The following is a 20,791-nucleotide window of genomic DNA, read 5'->3' as shown; positions in this document are numbered from 1 at the left end:
GCCAGCAGGGTCGATAATATGAGGAGCGGTCATCGTTGTGCCTCCAAATCGTTTCGAGTCAGAAGTAGAGAGCTTTCTCGAAGGATCACACGGTGACCGCACCCATATCAAACAGGCCGACCACCCACGGTTACACCACTATGCGGGACGCTACTCCCGCTCCCGGCAGATGTCGATACAGCCCCCACCATTCAGCACCGGGAGGCATTGCACCACTTAGCAGGGCATTGCACTAGTTAGGGAGCATTACACCACCTGGGAACTGGTGTAATACCCAGCTAAATGGTGTAACACTACTTAGGAACAAGCCCCACCGCGGCAAATGTCCGTCGGCCCGCAGCGTACGCCCCGCCACCGTCCCCACGTTCACCAATTCCGCACGTAATTACCCGACGGCCGAACGCGTTAGCATCTCAAAAACCGCAGGATTTCAACGTTTTGACTTCAAAAGTTGAAGTAGCCACAGGGGAATTACGTGCGAAATTTCGGGGCACTGACACCCACTCCCGACAGATGTCGATGCAGTTCCCACAGCATTCGGCGCCGGGAGGCATTGCACTACTTTCGCCAGCATTGCACTACTTAGCAGGGCATTGCACTAGCTACTATCCAGTGCAATACTCCCCCATCTAGTGCATTGCTCCTTCAACTAGTGCAACGCTTCGGAGTCACAAGCTCCACCATGGTTCGCACAGCAACTCCCACACTGGGCATTACACCTCTTACGGGACGCTGCACCCGATCAGAACGGGTGCACTGCCTACGTATCGGGTGTAGCACCCACACTCACAAGCACACCGCGGACCAAACCACCACGCACGGCAACTTCAGCGCAACGACAGCAGACCCAACACAACAAAACGATCACAGCACCAGCACGCGTGGCAGACAATACCCCATGCCCACGCCACGTCTCCGAACTACCCTATAGAGGGCTCAACTCCTTTCGAATCTAACGCCCCACTGGGCACAAGCGCAGACTTGGAAGCGCACCCCCTGCTCACACGACCCCACACCATCAGGCAAGCAGTACTGCAGGTGCCACCACCTAATCCCAGTCCACAACCGCCCGTAGTCGCGCACAGGAAACCACAGAAGATCGACTCTCCACGGCCGACCTAGACATACCTGCAAGTAATGGACGAACCAACCGAAGCGTAGAAAGCTGCTCTCTATACCCATCCCGCACTTTCACAGAATGATTCCAGAGCAATTCCGCTGGAGAATTCAAAATAGAAATACATGCCATTGCAACAAGAACACCAATTAAAGCTAGTGTAAAACGGTTAGCCACAGAATCCATAGTTGAGAGGAAACCAAACATCGTCAAAATTGTAGAAAATACGACTCCCGATAGACTGCGAAGAATTTTACCAAAATGAACAAGTAGCTTCTGCGTGAAGATAACACAAACTGTCTCAATAATCATCAACACCCCGAGCACAAGTATTCCCGCTGAATAACCATACCAACCTGTCGCACGAAAACTCGCATAGAAAAGATATGGAACAATGATCCCTATTACCAGAAGAAGGATAATCCCCAATGGTTTACAATCCGGCTTGAAATCGACTTTTGAAGCTTTTTCACTGAGCCATGTTTCGTTTGCACGCCAGATATCCAGCGGACTCTTTCCAGTCTTCTCCGCAATAGCGTGAATAGCCCGTTCACATTCAGTCATCGATCGCAGCTGATCAGGCTTAAGCCGCTCTTCTTGAGGGAGATCGGTCATCTTGTGCATGCCCTTCTGCTGGAACCTAGATTCATCATGCAAACAGATCTATCACCTTTGACACATGCACTGGTGACACGACACGCTAATTGACACTCACACTTCCATAGCGCAAGGGCGAGATCACATCCCGACAGATTACAGCCATTACCACTTGCACACACCTAGGTTACAAAGCTTTACAGACCATACATGTAACACTGTACTAAACCCGCCGCAAGCAGCTCGAGCAGACATACCCAATGCGACGACGAGCTACTACAACGCGCGCACCGCACCCGCAACAAACCCGCGCAGCCATCAGGTGCGCGGGGGTTGTCATTCAGCTCATTGCAGCGCTCAGCGGCCCTCGAGGTAGCTCTTCGCGGCAAGCAGGACCTGCTCCCACATGCCGATCGCGTCCTCATACGCCTGGCGGGCCTCGGCCTCGTCGTCGGAGACCGACGCCAGACCCGACTCCTCCACGTGGATCGCGACGCCGCCGCGCTCCTCGGACAGCGAGACCTCGACGCGGGTCGCGTACTCGTCCGGCAGCTCGTCGTCGGCCAGCGGGTACCAGCGGAAGGCGACGACGTCCATCGGATCCTCGTCAGCCTTTTCGATCAGCCAGTCGCCGGCATCCGGGTCGCTCACGCGATAAATTCCGTCATCCCCGAGGCTCACCTCGTGGTCACCCAGCGGGCCATCGTTGACCCACCAGCCCGGCTCCGACACGAGCGCCCACGCGGCCTCAATGTCGCAGTCCACGACCACGTCGGTCTCGACGCGATCCAGGTCGTCCTCAACGTCGGCGTCAGAAGTCATGTCAAAGAAGCTCATACACCAACGGTACCGGGTCGGGCGCTCCCAGGCACGCGAATGGACACCGAAACGGGCGCCCATCTCCGCACGTCGGCAAGCACCCCATCAGTCATGGGAAGAGGGCCCCGTGCGAGCACTTCCGTACACATATGCACGAGGCATTGGAACGCCGCGTTCCTCGCGCACATACGACGAGGCACGCGGCAGTAAGTCCACAACGCCCGACGATCACCAGGCACAGATACGACGAGGCCGTGGCCAGCCCCGCAGGAAAGCGAGAGTCGGCCACGGCCTCGGCGTGTCAACAAGCCTCAGGCGAGACGCGTGATGCGGTAGCGCCAATCCACGGGGCCGACCTCGAGGGTCTCCACGCGGTAGTGCTGCTCGGAGTCCTGCAGGTGCGCGAACAGCGGCTCGGGCTGGTGGGGTGCGCAGATCTGGATGTTCTCGCCGACGGGCAGGTTATCGACTGCGGCGAAGAGCACCGCGTGGCGCACGACGCGGGGGATCGAGTGGATGACCAGCTCGTCCGCGCCCGGGCGGTGAATGACGCCGGCGCCGCCAGCGTGGACATTGCCCGCAGAGGGGGCGCCGTCACCGCAGCCGCAGCCGCCCTGCTCGGGGGCCTGCTCGACGGGGGCCTGCTCGGCGCGTGCCTTCTTACCCTCGCCACCGCAGCCGCAACCGCAGCCGCCATCCTTGGAAGGGACGGTGTTGGCGTCAACCAGCTTGAACATCTGACGGTCAGTCATGTCTTTTCCTTATCCTTCGGCCCGACGGGCCATTTCAGCGAACCTTACCCAGTGTAGGCATGCCTCAGCCGCGCACGCGCGTTCACTTAATGAGGAACTCGGCCTCGACCTCGACGCTCACGTTGAGGGGCAGCGCGGCGACGCCCACGGCGCTGCGCGCGTGCTGGCTGCCGAAGATCTCGCCGAACAGCTCGGAGGCGCCGTTGATGACGCCGGCCTGGCCGTAGAAGTCGGGGCGCGAGGACACGAAGCCCACGACCTTCACGACTCCCGCGAGGTTGTCGATGCCGCCCGCGACGGAGGCCGCCGCGGCCAGAGCGTTGAGGGCGCACACACGCGCCGCGTCCTTGGCGTCCTCGGGGTCCGCGCCGTCCTCGCCGACCGCGCCGATGCACACGGGCTCGCCGTTCACGACGGGGATCTGGCCGGAGGTACGCACGACGCCGCGATCGATGACGGCCGGCACGTAGGCGGCGACGGGGGTAGCGACGGCGGGCAGTTCGAGGCCGAGCTCGGCGAGCTTCTCGGAGGGGAGCATGAGGGGTCCTTTCGTTGTGATCGACGAGGCCGGGGCCTCGTCCTCTGGTTCCAGTTTAGTTGCGCTGATCCCAGGGGTGGCGAGTGACGGCGTGCCCGTGAGATTCCGGCCGAGGCCTCGTCGATGAAGAGGCAGCGCAGGTATAGGCGTGCGCCCCGCGTGTCGACAATCACGCGGGGCGCACTACTGGGAAGCCTCAGCCCTGGGGTGCGGCCGGGGGCTGACCGCCCTGACCCGGACCGCCCGCCGGGGGCTGTCCGCCCATCCCCATGCCGCCCTGGCCGGCGGTCGCCTCTGTGGATGTGCCGTCGACGCTCACCGTGTAGGTGGAGCCGTTGGTCATGCCGGAGGTCGAGTAGATGACGTTACCGAAGGCCTTGAGCGAGGTGTAGGTGCCCAGGACCGTGCCCGAGGCGTCGGTGATCGTCACCGTGGATCCGGCGGAGCCGGTCGCGGAGGCGGAGATCCAGCCCTGGCCGTCGGTCGTGGTCGGCGTCTCCACCATCTCACTCGTCGCGAAGGCGATGACCGTGCCACCCGTGATGCTCATGGCGCCGTTGGAATCCAGGGCGCCGTTCGCGCCGGACGCCGGGCCGTAGACCGTCGTCGTGCCGCCGCTGATGGTCAGCGAGCCGTTGGAGTCGAGGCCGTCGCCGTTCGCGTTGACGGTCACGGTGCCACCGCTGATGGTGAGCTGCTCGCCGGTGTCCTCCATGGATCCGCCGCCGTCAGCCATGCCCCCGGGGCCCATCTGCTGGGTGGTGGTGTCGGTGGTGGTCGTATCGGAGCTGGACTCGGCGACTGCGGCCAGGCCGGCCTCGACCGTGATCGAGCCCGAGGCGTTGATGCCGTCGTCGCTCGAGGTCAGGTCGACGGTGCCGTCCGAGATCGTAATGAGGCCGCCCTCGAGGGCCTCGTTCGACTGCGTGACGGTCACGGTTGCACCGTCCAGGACGGCCGCGACCTCGGTGTGCACGCCATCGTCGCCGGAGGCGGCGGTGATCGTGCCGGAGCTCAGGCGCAGGGCACCACTGGAGTGGATGGCGTCATCCCCGGCGTCGATGGTGGTCGTGCCGCCGTCGACGATGATGTAGGTCTGAGCCTTGATGCCCTTGGTCGAGCCCGTGGAGGGCTTGCCGGCCGAGGTGCCGCCGCCCGAGGTGATCGACAGGGTGCCGCCGGTGACGATCGCGTCGGTATACGCGTCGATGCCGTCGCCGCCCGAGGTCAGGGTGACGGTGCCGTCCACGATGGACACGTAGCCCTTGGTGTCGTCGTTGTCCTGGTCGGACTTGAGGGCGTCGCCGCCGGAGTTCACGGTGACGGTGCCGCCGGCAACAGTCAGGGAGTCCTTCCCGCGCAGACCGTCGTCCGAGGCGGTCGCGTTGATCGTGCCGCTCAGGACGTACAGGTCATCCTTGGAGGTGATCGCGTCCGAGGCGCCGGAGGTCACGTTGAGCGTGCCCGAGCCGGTGATCGTCAGGTCAATGTCGGCGTAGATCGCGGCGTTCGCGTCCTCGGTCCCCGTGTAGGTTCCGTCGGTGATCGTCGACGTGCCCTCGAGGGACAGGACGAGGTCATCACCGCTGGTCGCCTCGATCGCGGCACCCGTCGAGGAGGTGATGGTCGCGTTATCGAGAATCAGGACAACCTGGTCCTCAGCTCCCGCGGCCACAACGACCTTGCCGGTGAAGGAGCCGCTGAGCTTGTAGACGCCGGCCTTGGAGATCGTCAGCACGCCGTCGCTCACGGATACAGCGTCGGACGAGGAGGTCGCGGTCGTGCCGCTGAGCGTCACGTCGACGGCGTCCGAGGCCTTCCAGTCGCTGTCCTTCACGTAGGAGGCCTTCGAGTTCGAGGCCAGGGCGTCGGCCGCGGTGGGCGGCGCGGTCGTGTCGCCGTTGGTTCCGGCGGCGGCGACGGTCGCGGTGGCCGTGGTGGAGCCGGAGCCGGAGGAGGTCACGCCCGCGGAGCTGCAGGCTCCCAGCGCAAGGGTTCCAACGAGGGCGATCGCGCCGATCGTCCGGGCGGGGGTCCAGATTTTCTGAAGGGCTTTCATGTGTCTGTTTCTTTCGCGTGATTAAAGCTTGTGTTTCTTATGCTCAGCGCTTGCGTTTCGTGTGCGTTCGAAACCGCGGGCGCCGTTATGAGGTCTGTCAGGCCGCCATCGCGAGGGGCGCGGAGTGCGCGAGCTCGGGGACCTCCACATATTCGTGAAAGTAACGGTCCAGCGTGCGGTGCCACTTGTTCGCCGGCAGGTGGTGCATGGCGGCCATCGCGGTCCCGTACTTGGAGATCTTCACGGGTCGCACGCCGCCCTCCCACAGGAGGTGGTCCACCACGGATGGGGTCGCGCCCGACTTCGTTTCGATGATGACCAGGTCGGGGCGGGCGATCTCCGTGCCGTCCGTGCGCAGCGAGCGCCACAACAGGTTCGTGTCCACCGTCGCGCGTCCCACGCCGCCAGGCAGGAGCAGGGTGTTGCGCTCGTAGGACCCCGCCAGGACCGGCTCGAGGGCTGGCACCAGGTGGCCATATCCCGTCTTCTCGACCTTGCCGGCCACCCACTGGCGGCGCTCACCCGCGAGAGGGGCCCCGGCCTCGTCCCAAGAGATCGGCATGCGCTTCTTGACGGTCACGCCGCGCGGGCCGCGAGTCTTGACCTCCAGGAACGAGGCCTTGGACGAGAGGTAGGAGCGGGTGCGGACCTTGAAGCGACGGCGGCGCTTGAGCGCAGTCAGCAGGTACGAATCCATGTCGGGGGTGTCGTAGTAGGTGGAGGCGTAGCCCTGGGACACCTGGCCGTCAATCTGCAGGACCTTCGCGTCCTCGGGGAGGCGGCTCAGAATCGCCGAGGCCGTGGCCGCGTCCAGCGCGTACTTGCGGTCCACTCGGGTCAGCATCGCCGCGCGCTTATTCAGTTCGTCGAGGCCGATCGTGTCGAGGTCGGCGAGAATCGAGTTCAGGGTGGCGTTCATGAGTCGTGTCCTTGGTATTGGCGGTCTGCGGGGTGGCGGTTGTGGCGGCTGGTGGGCCGGACTGGCTGGCCGGACCAGCGGGCCGGCGGGTCAGGCGACCTTCGAGCGCACGTCCACGAGGGTCAGGTCGTTCACGAGGTCGAGCTTGACGACATTCACCGAGGCGACGGACGCGCCCAGGCGCTGCTCGAGGGCGGCCTTCAGCTCGGCGGGGTCGGCGATCGCGCGGTCCAGCTGGACGGTCTGCGAGGTGTAGCGGCCGAAGACCAGCTTCGAGTCACCGAAGGCCAGAGCCACGAGGATCAGGGCAATGAGGCCACCGAGCAGCGGGGTCACCGCCGAAGACATGCCCGTCAGCAGGCCGAGAGCCAGCGACGCGAAGTAGTAGGCGATTTCCGTCTGCGAGATCTGATCCGAACGCAGTCGGATGATCGAGAGAACACCGAAGAGGCCGAGGCCGAGTCCCGCGCTCACGGTCGAGTTCGCGAGGATGATCGTGACGGCGAGGACGCCGACATTCACTCCGAGGAACGCTGCGACGAGGTCAGCGCGGCGGTGCCGTGGGAAGTACAGGCCGAACACGAGAGCGGCCATGGCAACCAGGTCAATAGCGATCAGAATCAGGGCGGTCATTGGGATCTCCTTTTGTCGATGCACCAATTTCCCCACGCGACCCTATGAAGAACCTATGAAGCTCTCATATTTCTCATATGACTTTTCGGAGTGTTGCTGTGAAGCTGTGAATGCCGTTGTTTATGTGGGCACTTTTCGTTGGGCTTCTGCGTTTTTACTTCCTGTGTGGTGCCGCTGGTATTCCGGGTGCCGCGTGTTGTGTCAGGCCGGGCTGCGCCGTGGGCGGCGGCCCGCCCGCAGCCCACTGCGCATGATCTGCCTGGCTCGGCCTGGTCGCTCCGTGTGCCGGTGGGCGGCGGCCCGCCCGCGAGATCGCCACACGCGAGCCTGACGGCTCGGAGTGGTCGATCTCGAGGCCCGCCCTGGCCCTGCCGCCACCCACCGGCACCGCGACCATGCCCCACCACCGCCCACGTGCACCGCAGCCAGGCCCTCCAGCCCCTCCGGCGCCCTCCACACCAGTGGGGCCGGGTCGCTGTTCGGCAGCTCTACGCGTCGGCTTGAAGCCCGGCCAGGCCCCTCCGCCGCCCACGGGCGCCGCGGCCCCGTCGACACACTCCACGGACACCACCGCCACTTCCAGCGAGCCTCCATGAAAGAAATACCGCCCCAGCACGGCACCCCACCGCTTAGCTCACTCCCGTCGTGAAAGAAATATCGCCCCTGCTCGCTCAAAATGGGCAAAATACAGCACTTTTCGGCGTGCAGGGGCGAAGAATATTTCACGGCACCCCACAGCACCTCACGCAGGGGCGGTTTTTCTTTCACCCCAGTCCCACCCCTACCCCACAGGCGAGAAAAAACTCGCCCTGCTCGGCTCCACCAGCGCCCAGACGAGACAAAACTCTCCCAGCACGATCAAAACACCCCAAAATCCGCGGTTTTTCGCCAGCAGGGCGAATATTGTCACGGTCTCACCCAGAATCCAGACCTGCTGGGCGAGTTTTATCTCGCCCATGAGCATCCCCGGTTTCACCCTCGCCGGACGCTACGCCCACAGCCCAAAGATCACGTGGCGTGCGCACACGCCACAACGCCGGTGGCACACTGGCCACATGACTGACGCCCCCACACCCCGAGCCCGCACGAACGAGCCGACCCAGGCCTCGTCCCTCCCGTCCCTGGCGATCACCGGCGCGTCCGGGAACGTCGGTGGCGCCGCCGCCCGCCTCCTGTCGGAGCGCGGCCTGCCCCTGCGGCTCCTCGCGAACACGCCGTCGCGCGCGCCCGAGCTGCCGGGTGCCGTCGCGGTGAAGTGCTCGTACGAGGACACACTCACGACGCGCGTCGCGCTGGAAGGCGTTGACGTCCTCTTCATGGTGTCCGCGCCCGAGAGCGAGGACCGCCTGTCCAAGCACCTCGCCTTCGTCGACGCGGCCGCGGCCTCCGGGGTGCGCCACATCGTGTACCTGTCGTTTATGAATGCGGCGCCCGACGCGACGTTTACGCTGGCGCGCACGCACTTCTACACGGAGGAGCGCATCAAGGCGTCGGGCATGACGTACACGTTCTTGCGCGATAACTTCTACGCGGACTTTTTCGCGGAGCTGCCGGACGAGGAGGGCCGCATCCTCGGACCCGCAGGCGACGGGCGTGTCGGCGTGGTCGCGCGCGAGGACGCGGGGCGCGTGGCAGCCGGGGTCCTCGCTGATCCGGGGCGCTACGAGAATCAGACTCTCGACGTGACGGGCCCCGAGGCTTTGACCCTCGATGAGATCGCCGCAATCCTCACCCGCGTGTGGGGCCGGCCCGTCACCTACGTGCGCGAAACCGTCGAGGAGGCGTACGAGTCGCGCAAGAAGTGGCCGGCCGCCCAGTGGGAGTACGACTCGTGGGTGTCGACCTACACGTCAATCGCGCGCGGCGAGATGGCCGTCGTCTCCACGACCGTGCGCGACGTGACGGGCCGCAACCCGCTCACCTTCGAGGAGGTCGCCCGGGCGGCGCTCGCGTCGGGCCGCTGACCGTCGCGGTTGTGGCTTCGTTGCCCCCGGTTTCGCTTCTCTTCTCAGGGACGAGGCCGGGGCGCCTCTTGCGCTCATGCTTGCCGCCTGCGTCACATGCCTGATAGCGTCGGGGCAGTCAATGGTAAGGAGATGCCATGAAATCCAAGAAACGCATCCTCGTAACGCTGATCGTCGCGGTGCTGGCCGGCATCGTCATCTTCCCGATGCTGCCCCTCGAATACCGCGAGGCCATCGCCTCTTTCTTCGCGCACCCGCTGTACTACCTCGGCTTGGGTGACTGGTAGGACGAGGCCTGCGCCAGATCCATCAGAAGGGGTGGGGTTCCAACCGGGAACCCCACCCCCTCACTCGCAATGCCTGTACTCCTCACATGGAAAGGCGCGGGTGCATGCGCACAGGGTTCACAGCATCATCAAGCTCCTACGTAACTCACGCAGACAGGCACTGAACACCCCACGGGCATAGCCAATGGCCACACCTTGACATAACTATGTCTCCTCCCTATCCTTAAGTGAAACGATTCATCCTCATTGTGGAGGACCAATGCCCACTTCATCTGAAGACCTCGTCTCCCAACTCATCGAGCTGTCCAACCAGATCGGTTCGGACACGGAATACACGCGCTCAGGGGGCGGAAACTCATCCGCAAAAACGGGCGACACGCTCCTCATCAAGCCCAGCGGCGTTCCACTCGCGACCCTGCGTGAGGAGGACTTGGTCCCCCTCGACATTCCCACCCTCCTGCATGCCTTCGAGCATCCCGAAGAGCTCCCCACGGGCGAAGACCCCGTTCGTGCGGCGGCCCAGCTTGCGCAGCGTGGCGCGTTTGAGCGCCGCCCGAGCGTCGAGATCCTCTTCCACGCCCTCATTCCCGACCCGCTCGTCATTCACCTGCACCCGCTGACCGCCAACGCGATCACGTGCAACACACGCGGCGAAGAGCTGTGCGAGCAGATCCTCGGCGACCAGGCCCTGTGGGTCGACTACACGGACCCGGGCATTCCGCTGGCACGCCTCATCGATGATCGTCGCCGCGCGTTCACGGCCACGCACGGCACTCCCCCGCCGGCGATCACGCTCCTCGGCAATCACGGCATCATCGTGTCAGGCCCGACAAAGGACGCAATTCTCGAGCGGATCGACTTCCTGACATCTTCTATCCGCGCAGCGATCGACGAGGCCGAGACAGCCTTCTCGGGCTCACCTTCCCGGGTGGCCGAAGCCTTCCGTCGCGCGGTGGAAGCGCCGAGCGTCGCACTGGCGACGGAGGGGCTGTCGGCGTTCGCCTCCGCACCTGGAGGGCCGTTGATCCCCGATCAGATCGTGTATGCGGGTTCCTTCCCCGTCATGCTGGAGGCGACAGACACGGAGGACATCGTGGCGGCGAAGGTGTCGCTGCACCGTGCCCAGCATGGGCGCGCGCCGATCGTCGCTGTCATTCCCGGACTAGCCGTAGCTGCAGTAGGTAGCACGAACGAGGCCTCGGACAACGCGCTGCACACTTTCCTGGACGCATTGCGCGTGGCACGGGATGCGAACCTGCTCGGTCGCGTGCGCGTCATGGATGATCGAGAGCGCGGCTTCATCGAGAACTGGGAAGCTGAGTCCTATCGCCAGAAGGTGGCTGCATCTCAAGGTTCCTGACCCATCGAGGAAAACCGGACGCACCGTTCGTTATCACAGTGTTTGGGGCATGTTGCGTGGCATGCTCCAAACACTGTTTATGTGCGTAAGGGAGCGCCTCCATATACACGTGGGCCGCGGCTCGAACTGGTCGAGTCGCGGCCCACGTCAGCACTCGTCAGCTACGACCGAGCATCGATGAGGGCATCAGCCTCATCCCAGAGGCGCGCATGAGAAGCGCGCGGCTCGTAGGTCACGAGCACCGACGACGCCCGCGAAATGGCCCGAAGGTCCATCAGCGTTCCGCTGGCCACGCCGATAGACCGCAGGGAGACGAGCATGTTCCCGAGGGCAGTGGCCTCGACGGGTCCCGCAATGACCGGGATTCCTGTCGCATCTGCGGTCTCCTGCGCCAGAAGACGATTCTTTGAGCCGCCTCCAACGAGGTGAATCGCTTCAGGTCGGGTACCGCTCAGCTCAAATGTCCGTCGGATCGCCCTGCGGTAGGCCAGTGCCAACGAATCGGTGATCGCCCGCAGCACGGTTGCCCGCTCACTGGGATCGACGGCCGAGGCCTGCGGATCGCCAACCCCCGCCTCGGCCTCGTCCGACGCAGAGGAATCCTTGCCCAAACAAGAGACGCCCGGGCCCGGGATCCACAGTGAACGCACGCGCTCTACCATGCCGCCCGGAGCCATGAGCTCGGGCGAGGACATGTCGAGCAGGTAGCGCGCGGGCTGGGCTGCCTCAGTCTGCGCGTCGAGGAGCGGCCAGTCAACCCGACCTCCAGCGCCCGACGCGTTATCCCCAAGGGATGCCCACTCGCGCAGGCATTCCTGCTGCACCCACATACCCATGATGTTGGCGAGGAAACGGACCGTGCCATCGACACCCAGCTCGTTCGTGAAATTGGCTGCCCGAGCCTCGTCGGAGAGCACGGGGGCGCTCAGTTCGGTTCCGACGAGCGACCAGGTTCCACTCGAGATGTACGCGAACGACCCGGTCTGGGCGGGCACACCCGCAACCGCGGACGCGGTGTCGTGCGACCCGACGGCGACAACAAGGGTGGGCTCGCCCGTCGAGGTGTGCAGATCAAGACCCTCAACGCGCGCTTCACCAACAATCTCCCCCGGCTCAATGATCGGCGGGAAGAGGTGCTCCACCCCGAAGTCGTCGCGCAGCCGATTAAGGATCTCAGGATCCCAGTCGCGCTCCGTGGCATTGACGAGGCCTGTCGTCGAAGCGTTCGTCAGCTCACTTCGCGCTTCTCCCGTAAGCCAGTACGCCAGCAGGTCGGGAATCAGGAGCGCCGTGCGCGCACAGTCCGCGCGCCGCTCCCCCCGGTCGGCTACACGCTGGAACAGCGTATTGAAAGGCTGGAATTGCAATCCGTTGTGCTCATAGAGCCATGAGGAATCCCATCGGTCGAGCACCTCGGATGCGCCGCGGCCGCAGCGCGCCGAGCGGTAGGACGCCGGGTTGCCGATCAGTCGGCCGTCCTCGTCCAGCAGCCCGTAGTCGACGGCCCACGTGTCGATTCCGATGGCGTCCATGGGGCCGCGCAGGCTGGCCTCGCGCAGGCCATCCAGGATTCCGCGCCACAGCGCGAGGATGTCCCACTCGTAGGCCACCTGGGCCTCGCCCCCCGATTGAGAACCGTCGGAACGACGAGGCCCGGGAACAGCGACCGGCCCATTCGGGAAGCGGGAGCACTCCTCGATGGCGAGACGTTCGCCGTCGAACACGCCCCGCAGGACACGCCCCGAGGAGGCCCCCAGGTCGATAGCGACAACGGTCGTCATCATGCGCCCCAGGAGGCCTGCTGACCACCCACTCGCTCCGCACTGATGCGCTCGAAGTAGCCCGAGGCTGCGTAGGCCGCAAGCGGGTTGGGGTCGAGGCCCTGCTCTTCACGCAGCTCACCCAGGAGCGGGCGCACATCAGAGGAGAAAGCGTCCATGAGTACCTGGTTGGCAGTCAGCACGTCGTGCTCGGCCTGCGCCTTCGCCAGCGCGGCACGGTCGACAAGGAGTGCCTTCGCGGTTGCCTCCTGGACGTTCATCGCGGACAGGATTTCTCCGGGAATCTTTTCTTCGAGGTTGTGGCACTGGTCGAGCATGAAGTTCACGCCGGAGGTGGGCGCGAGGGCGCCGAAGGAGACGATCTCGTGCATGATGCGGAAAAGTTGGAAGGGATCTGCGGATCCCACGATCAGGTCATCGTCGGCGTAGAACCGCGAGTTGAAGTCGAAAGCTCCGAGGCGGCCGGCGCGCAGCAGCTGAACCACGATGAATTCGATGTTTGTGCCGGGCGCGTGGTGGCCGGTGTCGAGGCAGACGACGGCCCGCTCACCCAGCGCGGTCACATGCGCGAGAGCCGTGCCCCAGTCCGGAACGTCGGTGTGGTAGAAGGCGGGCTCGAAGAACTTGTACTCCAGAAGCAAGCGCTGATGTGGAGCCAGATTCTCGTAGATAACGGACAGCGAGTCAGCGAGCCTCTCCTGCCGCGCAGCGATCGAGTCCTGTCCCGGGTAGTTCGTTCCGTCGCCCAGCCAGATCTTGAGCGTGTCGGAACCGGTCGCATTCATAACGTCGATGCAGCGCAGGTGCGCGTCGATGGCCTTGCGACGCACGGCCTTGTCGGAGTTCGTCAGGGAGCCGAACTTGTAGTCGTCATCCTGGAAGACGTTCGAGTTGATGGTGCCCAGCGTGATGCCCTGGGAGCGCGCGTGCTCCGCGAGGTCAGAGAAGTCATCGACCACGTCCCACGGAATGTGCAGCGACACCCGCGGGGTGATGCCCGTGAATCGATGAACCTGCGCCGCGTCGTCAATCTTTTCGTATGCGTTGCGCGGGGTGCCAGGGCTCGGGAACACCTTGAAGCGGGTTCCGGAGTTACCGAAGGCCCAGCTCGGGAGCTCGATTGTCTGTTCGCGCAGGAGGGTGCGAGCACTTTCGGGCAGGTCGGACAGGTGGATGGTCATGGCGTCTCCTTCGACGTGTGGGGGGGTGGATTGACGAGGCCGGGGTGCCCTATCGGGGCCGTAAGGCCTCTCGTAGGCCGGCCTCGGTGGGCGATTAGGCGAGGTAGAAGTATTGGTTGAGGAAGTGGGCACTGCCGCCCCCGTCCGGTTGGAAGTACTGGGCCATTTGAGCTTGCCAGCGCGTATTGACCTCGCGGTCTTCCATAGCTGCGGCCGCCGCGCGAGTGTCGTCCGCCTCGTAGTAACCGACGACGAGGCCGGTGTCCGGATCGAGGAAGAGCGAGTAGTGTCGCCACCCGGCGTCACTGAGAGCCTGGCGCATCTCGTCCCAGACACGCTGGTGCACGTCGGCGTATTCGGCGAGTTTCTCGGGGCGCACGCGCAGGAGGAAGCAGGCTCGGTGGGGGCTGGCCTGGCTCGTCGTGGCGAGCGTGTGGGCCAATGGTGGGGTATCGCTCATGGGAAATCCCTTCATCGTTGAACGGGAATTGGTTGTGTCTATTTTAAAGTGAATCGTTTCATTTAGCAAGCAGCATGCCGCACACACCAGCCGATTCGCGGCATGAAGGCGGGGTTGGTGGGCACAACGAGTGCGCCCACCAACCCCGCCAGAGACGACGTCAGAAGTCGTACTTGTCGATGTTATCCGCGTTGAAGCGCACGGGGTCACCGACGACGACGGTCTTGTTCTCGCCGATCGTGCGTTCACCGAGGTTTCCGGCAGTGAACTTCTCCCCTACTTCGCCCTTGATTGCACCACTATCGAGCGCTGCACCCGCGTATGCGGCCACGTATCCGAGCTGGGCGGGATCCCACAGGGCGAACTCCTTGACGGTGCCGTCCTTGACGAAGGAACGCATTTCGTTGGGTAGACCCAGGCCGGTCAGGACGACCTTGCCCTTGTAGTCAGAGGTCGACAGGTAGCGCGCGGTGGCAGCGATACCGACGGTGGTCGGGGAGACGATCGCGTTGAGGTCGGGGTGGGCCTGGAGCAGGCCCTGTGCCTCCTGGAACGACTTCGTGTCGTCGTCGTCGCCATAGACCTTCGCGACGATTTCAATGCCCTTGTACTTGTCGTTCGAAGCGATCTCATCCTCCATGAACTTGATCCACGCGTTCTGGTTGGCGGCGTTCGCCGTCGCAGAGAGGATGGCTACCTTACCGGAACCGCCGATCTGGTCAGAGACCATGTCGAGCATGGTGATCGCAACCTGCTTGGATTCAACCTGGTTGATGAACAGGTCTCGGCAATCGGCCGCGCTGTCGGAGTCGAAGGTGACGACCTTTGTACCGGCCTTGCGCGCATCCTGAAGCGCAGGGCATACGGCATCGGGGTCATTCGCGGCGATCACGAGGACGTTCGTGCCCGCCTGCACCTCGGAGTTGATGAAGGAGACCTGCGAGGAGGAGGACGCCTCGAGCGGACCGACGACGTTGACCTCGGCGAAGCCGATCTCCCCCGCAGCGTTCTTGCCACCACCGAGCATGACGTCGGAGAACGGGTTGTTTAGCTGCTTGGGGATAAACGTGATCGACTGGGACGAAACATCATACGAACCGGAGGCATCGCCGCCGGAGCTGGACTCGCTGCCCTGCGTCGACGTTCCACCGCCACAGGCGGACATCAGGAGGGCCGAGGCCAGCGTGAGTGCGCCGAGAGCGGCAACACCTTTCTTCATGTGAGACATCGTTGTCTTTTCCTTTCGGGCGCACGCGCCCTGTTGCGGGGGCGTGGTGCCCCTCGTTGTGGGATTGTTAGGCGCTCGCCGCGCCCGGTGCGACGCTGACGCGAGGGGTACGCGCATCAGCTCGATGAGCCAGACGCTGGCGGACGGCATCCACCAGCGATGGCGCGACGACGGAACCGATCAAGAGCAAGCCCGTGACCAGAACCAGGATGACTTCGGGAATTCGGTTGAGGCGCAGCGCGTAGTTGAGAACACCGATCGTCAGGACGCCGCATACGCTGCCCCAGATCGAGCCTCGGCCACCGAAGACGCTGACCCCACCGAAGACAACTGCGGCGATCACGACGAGCTCGAGGCCCTCGACGTTGTCGGCCTTCGCCGCGGAGTAGCGCAGCGTCCAGTAGATGCCTGCCAGCGCTGCCATGAGCCCCGACAACGTCAGGGCAATGACCCGAGAACGCTTCGTGTCAATGCCGACGAATTCGGCGGCCTGCTTGTAGTACCCCAGCGCGAAGAGGCCTCGACCGTACGGGGTCTTGTGCAGCAGGAGCCAGAAGAGAATGACGAACAGGATGACGGGGATCGCCATGTAGGGGATGCCCGTGGAACCGAACGATCCGGTGACTGCGGCGGTTGCCCACTTTGGGAAGTCGGAGATCGACTGGTCGCCGATGACGACGAGGGCGAGGCCTCGATACAGCGCGAGTGTGCCGATCGTGACCGCGAGCGCCGGCAGTCCCACGTAGGCGGTCATGAATGCATTGACGAGGCCACACGCCAGTCCGATGAGGAGGCAGATCGCGATGCTCACCCAGAATCCGACGCCCGACTGGACGAGAACTCCGAAGGATGCGCTGACAAGGCCGGCGGTGGAGGCAACGGACAGGTCGATGTCGGCGTTGATCATAACGAGGGTCATGGGCAGTGCCATGAGGAGTGTCGCCGTCACGTCCAGGGTGAGGAACGTGAGCGTGCGTGGCTGGCTGAACCTCGGGATGAGGATGGCCGCGACTGCGATGGCGAGGATGAGGATGAGGGTCATGTGCGAGTCTCGCGAGGAGAACACGCGTCGAATCGAGGCCATGAGGTCACGTGACGAGGTCTGAGTTGGGGTGCTCATCAGTGATCCGCTCCCTTCTTGCGCAGCGCCTCGTGGCGGCGCATTGAGCTGACTCGGTCGACGACGATCGCGATGAGGATGAGCGCACCAACGACGGCCTTTTGCCAGAATTTGTCGACGCCGACGGCTGTAAGCGCGGACGTCATGGTGGTCAGGAGGAGCGCGCCGATGGCGGCTCCGTAGGCGGTTCCGACGCCCCCGGTCATCGCAACGCCGCCGACGACGCACGCGGCGACGATGTCAAGTTCCATGCCTGCGCCCGTCGTTGCGCCGACGGAGTTAAAGCGGGAGGCGTAGACGACGCCGCCGAGTCCAACGAGCGCGCCGTTGACAACGAAGGCCATAAAAACGCGCTTGGCGACGGGGATGCCGTAGACGGCTGCGGCTGTACGGTCGGAGCCAATCGCGTAGAGGTCGCGTCCGGATCGAGCGTAGCGCTGGTAGAGCGAGACGATCACGATAACGATGACCGCCAGAAGGGTGAGCAGCGGGAAGCCACCGATCGTCGCGACACCCAGGTCACCGAAGGCTTGGGGGCGGTCACCGGCGAAGTACTGGGTGGAGCCGGCCCACCAGTTCAGTCCTCCTCGGAAGACGTAGAGAGTGCCCAGGGTGATGACCATCGCGGGGACTTTCGCCTGTGTGACGAGCGCTCCGTTGAGCGCTCCGAACAGCGCACCCAGGACAATGCCTGCGATGAAGACGACGACAATGGGCAGTCCCGGGTTGGTCGCGAAGAGGAAGCCCGTGGCGAAGGCCGTGCACCCGAGGATGGAGCCGACGGAGAGGTCGACACCTTCGGATTGGATGATGAGGGACTGCCCGGCAGCCATCAGCATGGCGATCGTCGCGTTGAGGAAGAGGTCACGCACTCCCTGGGCGGACAGAAAGCGCGGGTTCATTACCCACGTCAACAGGACCAGGGCAATGAGGGCCGCGATCACCGGGAGCTCTCGCATCGACAGGAGGGAGCGCAGCTTCGACTGGGTGTGCATCGTGGTCGCGGACGAGGGCGTGGCTGGCTCCCGGCTCACCGGCGCGGAGCCGTGGATGCGGGAGGGAGGTGTCAATGTTGCGGTCATGATGCGGCCTTTTCGTGGTCGGTAGCCGCCGTCATAATGGCGTCAGCTGTGGCTTCTTCTCGGGTGAATTCACCGGTGATGCGGCCTTCGCACATGACGAGGACGCGGTCTGCCATGCCGAGCACCTCGGGCAGTTCCGAGGAGATCATGATGACGGCAACTCCCCGGGTGGCGAGGGTGGAGATAAGGCGGTGCACCTCGGACTTAGTTCCCACATCGATGCCGCGGGTCGGCTCATCAACGATGAGGATCTTGGGATCGGTGGCAAGCCATTTCGCCAAGACAACCTTCTGTTGGTTTCCGCCCGAGAGCGCGGACACGGGGGTGTCCTGACTGGCCGTCTTCACTTCGAGGTTGGTGGACCATTCCTGCGCGACCGCTCGCTCGGTCCGCGAGTTGATGAGTCCGCAGCGAGCGAGTTTACTGCGCAGCGTGAGGGCCGTGTTGCGGGCGACGGACAGGTCCATAACGAGGCCTTGCTTGCGCCTGTCTTCGGGCACGAAGGCGAGGCCGGCGCGGATTGCACCCACGGTATCGCCCAGCTTCAGGGGCTTGCCGAAGGCGGTCACTGTGCCACCGTCCGCCTTGTCGATGCCCATGATCGTGCGCACGACCTCGGATCGACCTGCACCGACGAGGCCCGCGAGGCCAAGGATTTCACCGCTGCGGACCTCGAAGCTCACGTCCTCGAAGGCGCCATATCGGGTGAGACCTTCGACCGTCAGCACAGGATCGCCGATCTGTGCGTCCAGCTTGGGGAAGAGTTGATCGACGTCGCGGCCAACCATGTCTCTCACGAGCTGGGCCTTCGTGGTCCCCTCCAGGTCGCGCGTCGACACGTAGGCGCCGTCGCGCATGATCGTCACGTCGTCGCACAGATCAAAGATTTCCTCCATCCTGTGCGAGATGAACATGAGGGAGGCGCCCTTGTCGCGCAGCGAACGCGCAACGGAGAAGAGACGCTCAACCTCGTGCCCCGACAGAGCGGCCGTTGGCTCATCCATGATGAGGACCTTCGCGTCCAGCGAGATCGCCTTTGCGATTTCGATGATCTGCTGGTCCGCGATCGATAGTCCGTCAGCCAACTGCGAGGGGTCGATCGGCACCTCGAGGCGGTCAAAGAGCTCTTGGGCGTCGCGCTTCATAGCCGCGTGATCGATGAGGCCGAGGCGTCCCCTGGGCTGCCGGCCCACGTAGATGTTCTCGGCGACTGTGAGGTCGGGGAACAGCGTGGGCTCCTGGTAGATCACCGAGATTCCGGCGGCCTTCGATTCCGCAGGGGTCTTGAAGCGCACCGGCTGGCCATCAACCAAAAACTCTCCGGAGTTTGGCTGGTGAATCCCGGCGAGCACCTTCACGAGCGTCGACTTACCCGCACCGTTTTCGCCGGCAAGGGCGTGAATACGGTGCGGATACAGCTCGATGCACCCATCGGACATCGCGGTGAAGGAGCCGAACTTCTTCACCGCATGCTGGAGCGAGACAACTGGCCTTTCAGCTTCTCGTGTCATGTGGTCACCTCTTCGTCGAGGGATGAAACGATTCAGATAGATAGAAAGTGTGCCACACGACAATATGCATGTCAACTCTATAGGGAAGCCCTGAACTTGCCAGGAAAATTGGAGCGGAAACCTACTCGGAGATGCCACAATATGAACGTTTCATCACTCGAGTTCCCGAAAGAGCTACCATGACGCCGCCCCGCCATACCCCAGAGGGCACGAGTCCCCAGGACACAACCACTGCCTCGTCCCCCTCAATGCCCCGCAAAGCCCCCGGCGTCAAAGACGTCGCCGCTCTTGCGGGCGTGAGCGTCGGCTCCGTGTCTAACGTCATTAACCGACGCGACAGCGTGCGTCCCGACGTGCGTGAGCGCGTCGAGGCGGCGATCGCGCAGCTCGGCTACAAGCCCAATCCGACCGCGCAGGCCCTGCGACGGGGGACCTCTCCGCTCGTGGGCGTGGCGGTCTTCGACCTGACGAACCCGTTCTTCATGGAGGCTGCTGCTGCCATGGAGCGCGTGCTATCGCGCGAGGGCTACATCATGACGCTGTCTTCCACGCACGCCTCCGTGCAGGAGGAGCGCGACCTGCTCGAGGCGCTGGGGCGTCAGGCGGTGCGCGGCGTTCTTCTGACCCCCGCAGACTCTACGCATGAGGCCGCCACGCGTTTGGTCGAGGAAGGAACGCCTGTCGTCCTCTTCGACGCGGCTGAGGCGCCCGAGGGCCTGCCGTCCGTGTCGATCGACGACCGCGCGGGTGCCGCGCTAGCGATCGAACACCTTCTGGCACTCGGACATGAGCGCATCTGTTTCCTCAACGGCCCCGCCGACATGCGCCAATCCGTGCAGCGTCTCGCGGGCGTGCGAGACGCGATCGAGCACTGGCAGCGCCTAACGGGTTCTGACAGCGTGCAGTTGACCGTCTACAACGCGCAGGCGTACACCGCCCAGGCAGGGTATGCAGCCACCGAAGACGCCATCGCCGAGGCCCGCACCGCCTCCGACGAAGCGAACCCCACCGCCGTCTTCTGCGCGAACGATCTGCTGGCCGTGGGCGTCATGTCCGCGCTGCGCGTCGCAGGAATTTCCATTCCCGACGACGTGTCCGTCATCGGCTTCGACGACATTCCCCTGGCAGCGCAGATGCCCGTTCCGCTCACGACAATCCGCCAACCCATGGATGAACTCGGAGCGGCAGCCGCGGAACTCCTGTTGTCCGGCTCCGACGCGCCCGTGCGGCACCAGACCTTCAGCCCCGTCCTCACGATCCGCGAATCGACGGCAAAGCCGCGGGAGTAGCGGGACAGAAGAGCCCGACAACGCTAAGGCGTTCCACTCACCAAGACCGCACTCGTCGACGCACGAGCAAACAGTGTGGGGGTGGGGTTCCCAA

At 64.0% G+C, this 20,791-nt stretch carries 19 protein-coding genes; 4 read left to right on the top strand and 15 right to left on the bottom strand.

Annotation, left to right across the window (positions count from 1 at the left end; genetic code table 11):
* Positions 1-1,048: 1,048 nt before the first annotated feature.
* From CYJ22_RS10120 to CYJ22_RS10210, 8 genes are all read right to left on the bottom strand, one after another.
* On the bottom strand, positions 1,049-1,741 hold the full coding sequence (locus CYJ22_RS10120) for a hypothetical protein (protein WP_133124162.1): 693 nt from the start codon (positions 1,739-1,741) through the stop codon (positions 1,049-1,051).
* A 330-nt stretch (positions 1,742-2,071) separates the two neighbouring features.
* Entirely contained in the window at positions 2,072-2,551 is a 480-nt protein-coding gene (locus CYJ22_RS09375; protein ID WP_070835172.1) for a toxin, read from the bottom strand.
* A gap of 293 nt (positions 2,552-2,844) precedes the next feature.
* Positions 2,845-3,285, bottom strand: coding sequence for a DUF2249 domain-containing protein (locus tag CYJ22_RS09370; RefSeq protein WP_101602419.1), 441 nt, complete (start codon positions 3,283-3,285; stop codon positions 2,845-2,847).
* Between the two features lie 82 nt (positions 3,286-3,367).
* Entirely contained in the window at positions 3,368-3,823 is a 456-nt protein-coding gene (locus CYJ22_RS09365; protein WP_003791248.1) for a RidA family protein, read from the bottom strand.
* A gap of 196 nt (positions 3,824-4,019) precedes the next feature.
* Entirely contained in the window at positions 4,020-5,882 is a 1,863-nt protein-coding gene (locus CYJ22_RS09360; protein WP_101602418.1) for a carbohydrate-binding domain-containing protein, read from the bottom strand.
* Positions 5,883-5,979: 97 nt separating this feature from the next.
* Positions 5,980-6,801, bottom strand: coding sequence for a polyphosphate polymerase domain-containing protein (locus CYJ22_RS09355; RefSeq protein ID WP_101602417.1), 822 nt, complete (start codon positions 6,799-6,801; stop codon positions 5,980-5,982).
* A 90-nt stretch (positions 6,802-6,891) separates the two neighbouring features.
* On the bottom strand, positions 6,892-7,434 hold the full coding sequence (locus CYJ22_RS09350) for a DUF4956 domain-containing protein (protein ID WP_048670814.1): 543 nt from the start codon (positions 7,432-7,434) through the stop codon (positions 6,892-6,894).
* Between the two features lie 781 nt (positions 7,435-8,215).
* Entirely contained in the window at positions 8,216-8,392 is a 177-nt protein-coding gene (locus tag CYJ22_RS10210; protein WP_165782143.1) for a hypothetical protein, read from the bottom strand.
* Positions 8,393-8,489: 97 nt separating this feature from the next.
* On the opposite strand from CYJ22_RS10210, the gene CYJ22_RS09340 reads away from it, so the two are divergent.
* From CYJ22_RS09340 to CYJ22_RS09335, 3 genes are all read left to right on the top strand, one after another.
* Positions 8,490-9,398: an SDR family oxidoreductase gene (locus CYJ22_RS09340; RefSeq protein WP_101602415.1), complete on the top strand. Its 909-nt coding sequence runs from the start codon at positions 8,490-8,492 to the stop codon at positions 9,396-9,398.
* Positions 9,399-9,535: 137 nt separating this feature from the next.
* A complete protein-coding gene (locus CYJ22_RS10205) occupies positions 9,536-9,685 on the top strand; it encodes a hypothetical protein (protein ID WP_007588304.1) in 150 nt (49 codons plus the stop codon).
* A gap of 259 nt (positions 9,686-9,944) precedes the next feature.
* Positions 9,945-11,045, top strand: coding sequence for a class II aldolase/adducin family protein (locus CYJ22_RS09335; protein ID WP_101602414.1), 1,101 nt, complete (start codon positions 9,945-9,947; stop codon positions 11,043-11,045).
* 161 nt (positions 11,046-11,206) lie between these two features.
* On the opposite strand, the gene CYJ22_RS09330 is transcribed toward CYJ22_RS09335, so the two are convergent.
* From CYJ22_RS09330 to CYJ22_RS09300, 7 genes are all read right to left on the bottom strand, one after another.
* Positions 11,207-12,826 (bottom strand): rhamnulokinase, encoded by a 1,620-nt coding sequence (locus CYJ22_RS09330; RefSeq protein WP_243390496.1) that lies wholly within the window; start codon positions 12,824-12,826, stop codon positions 11,207-11,209.
* Entirely contained in the window at positions 12,826-14,007 is a 1,182-nt protein-coding gene (gene rhaI / locus CYJ22_RS09325) for an L-rhamnose isomerase (protein WP_101602412.1), read from the bottom strand. Before rhaI ends, CYJ22_RS09330 begins: the two co-directional genes overlap by 1 nt.
* A gap of 94 nt (positions 14,008-14,101) precedes the next feature.
* Entirely contained in the window at positions 14,102-14,467 is a 366-nt protein-coding gene (locus CYJ22_RS09320; protein ID WP_101602411.1) for an L-rhamnose mutarotase, read from the bottom strand.
* A gap of 160 nt (positions 14,468-14,627) precedes the next feature.
* The gene (gene rhaS, locus CYJ22_RS09315) at positions 14,628-15,686 is read right to left on the bottom strand and encodes a rhamnose ABC transporter substrate-binding protein (RefSeq protein WP_243390495.1); all 1,059 of its coding nucleotides are present in this window, start codon (positions 15,684-15,686) and stop codon (positions 14,628-14,630) included.
* Between the two features lie 76 nt (positions 15,687-15,762).
* Positions 15,763-16,815 carry an ABC transporter permease gene (locus CYJ22_RS09310; protein WP_101602409.1) on the bottom strand — a complete coding sequence of 351 codons (1,053 nt, stop codon included), beginning with the start codon at positions 16,813-16,815 and terminating at the stop codon, positions 15,763-15,765.
* Complete coding sequence (locus CYJ22_RS09305; RefSeq protein ID WP_243390494.1) at positions 16,815-17,897, bottom strand: ABC transporter permease; 1,083 nt, start codon at positions 17,895-17,897, stop codon at positions 16,815-16,817. Before CYJ22_RS09305 ends, CYJ22_RS09310 begins: the two co-directional genes overlap by 1 nt.
* Positions 17,894-19,408, bottom strand: a complete 1,515-nt coding sequence (locus tag CYJ22_RS09300; protein WP_101602407.1) for a sugar ABC transporter ATP-binding protein — start codon at positions 19,406-19,408, stop codon at positions 17,894-17,896. The genes CYJ22_RS09305 and CYJ22_RS09300 overlap by 4 nt, the downstream gene beginning before the upstream one ends.
* A 179-nt stretch (positions 19,409-19,587) precedes the next feature.
* On the opposite strand from CYJ22_RS09300, the gene CYJ22_RS09295 reads away from it, so the two are divergent.
* Positions 19,588-20,697 (top strand): LacI family DNA-binding transcriptional regulator, encoded by a 1,110-nt coding sequence (locus tag CYJ22_RS09295; RefSeq protein WP_243390493.1) that lies wholly within the window; start codon positions 19,588-19,590, stop codon positions 20,695-20,697.
* Positions 20,698-20,791 lie beyond the last annotated feature (94 nt).

The sequence above is a fragment of the Schaalia odontolytica genome (genome assembly GCF_002847525.1).
Taxonomy (GTDB): domain Bacteria; phylum Actinomycetota; class Actinomycetes; order Actinomycetales; family Actinomycetaceae; genus Pauljensenia; species Pauljensenia odontolytica_B.
This window is presented reverse-complemented; position numbering and strand designations above follow the sequence as displayed.